The following is a 1,432-nucleotide window of genomic DNA, read 5'->3' as shown; positions in this document are numbered from 1 at the left end:
TGAAGTGACCCCCAATAGTTGGACAACCAACATTGGGGGTTCTTTTTATGTCAAAGTACAGTCGTGCTTTAAAAATCACATTAGCTCAGCAATGCCTTAACGGTGTTTCATCACCCAAGGCGCTTGGAAAACAGCTGTCTATTCCACACAGTCAGATTCGCTATTGGAGTAAGGTTTATAGCTTCAATGGTGATGAATCCTTTCTACCACCAAAATCTCCTCATACAGCTAAAGGTAAAGCCGATATTCTTAAGAAAATGTGGTCAGAAAATTGGTCATTACATTACACAAGTGCCTTTTACAATCTTCCCTCTCCCGGTACGCTTTGGGTATGGCTGCGTGAGTTTGACGAATCAGGACTTCAAGGCCTTCAACCTAAACAGCGAGGGCGCACTTATATGAAAAAACAGAGCCAAGAATCAAATGATAAATCTATTGACGAAATGACAGTAGAAGAGCTTCGTGAAGAGCTGGAATATCGTCGTACGGAGGTAGCGGTTCTAAAAAAGTTAGAAGCCTTGGACGAGATGAAACGCCAACAAGCCAAGAAAAAGCGTCAATTGTCCAAGAGTTAAAAGATCAGTTTAAGTTACCGAATTTACTTCGATCGTTGTCACTGCCGCGTAGTGTGTTTTATTACCATTGCCAGCGATTAACGCAATTAGATCAGTACGCAGAAGCGAAGGAAAAGATACAGGAGATCTTCCATGAGCATAGAGGCCGTTATGGTTATCGACGTATCACTTCTGAGCTTCGTAAAGCCAAAATAGGGCTGAATCATAAAACAGTGCAAAAGCTGATGAAATTATTGGGGCTTAAATCTAAAGAACGGCCTAAACGCTATCGCTCTTATCGAGGCGAAATAGGACGTATCGCGGACAATCTCTTATGCCGAAATTTTAAAGCGGACACGCCGAACGAGAAGTGGGTCACCGACGTGACAGAGTTTAATATTAAAGGGCAAAAAGTATACTTGTCTCCCGTGATTGATCTGTTTAATCAAGAGGTGATTGCCTACCAAATTAAAAAGACAGCGCATTTACCGCTCGTCACTGACATGCTAAAAGAAGCCATAGCTAGCCTTAAAGAAGGAGAAGCTCCAATACTACACAGTGATCAAGGTTGGCAGTACCAGCAAAAGCAAACACGACATCTTTTGGAAAAACATGGACTACAACAAAGTATGTCACGAAAAGGAAATTGTCTGGACAATGCAATGGCGGAGAACTTTTTTGCCTTACTAAAAACGGAAATGTTCCATGGTGAAAACTTCGAGGATGCAGATGATCTGATCCAAGAACTTGAAGAGTATATTGATTACTACAATACGAAACGAATAAAAATGGGGTTAAATGGCCTGACTCCGGTAGAGTACCGAAATCAGGCATTGTTAGCCGGTTAATAAAGTGTCCAACTTTATGGGGTCACTTCA

General features: G+C 41.7%; 2 protein-coding genes. Both read left to right on the top strand.

Annotated features, from left to right (window positions below):
* Positions 1–47 precede the first annotated feature (47 nt).
* Positions 48–575 carry a helix-turn-helix domain-containing protein gene (locus DFP75_RS18290; protein ID WP_110577479.1) on the top strand — a complete coding sequence of 176 codons (528 nt, stop codon included), beginning with the start codon at positions 48–50 and terminating at the stop codon, positions 573–575.
* Complete coding sequence (locus tag DFP75_RS18285; protein WP_110577478.1) at positions 476–1,402, top strand: IS3 family transposase; 927 nt, start codon at positions 476–478, stop codon at positions 1,400–1,402. Before DFP75_RS18290 ends, DFP75_RS18285 begins: the two co-directional genes overlap by 100 nt.
* The last annotated feature ends 30 nt before the right edge of the window (positions 1,403–1,432 follow it).

The sequence above is a fragment of the Marinomonas alcarazii genome (assembly GCF_003208215.1).
Taxonomy (GTDB): Bacteria; Pseudomonadota; Gammaproteobacteria; order Pseudomonadales; family Marinomonadaceae; genus Marinomonas; species Marinomonas alcarazii.
The sequence above is the reverse complement of the archived record's forward strand: the minus strand, read 5'-3'. Positions and strand labels throughout refer to the sequence as shown.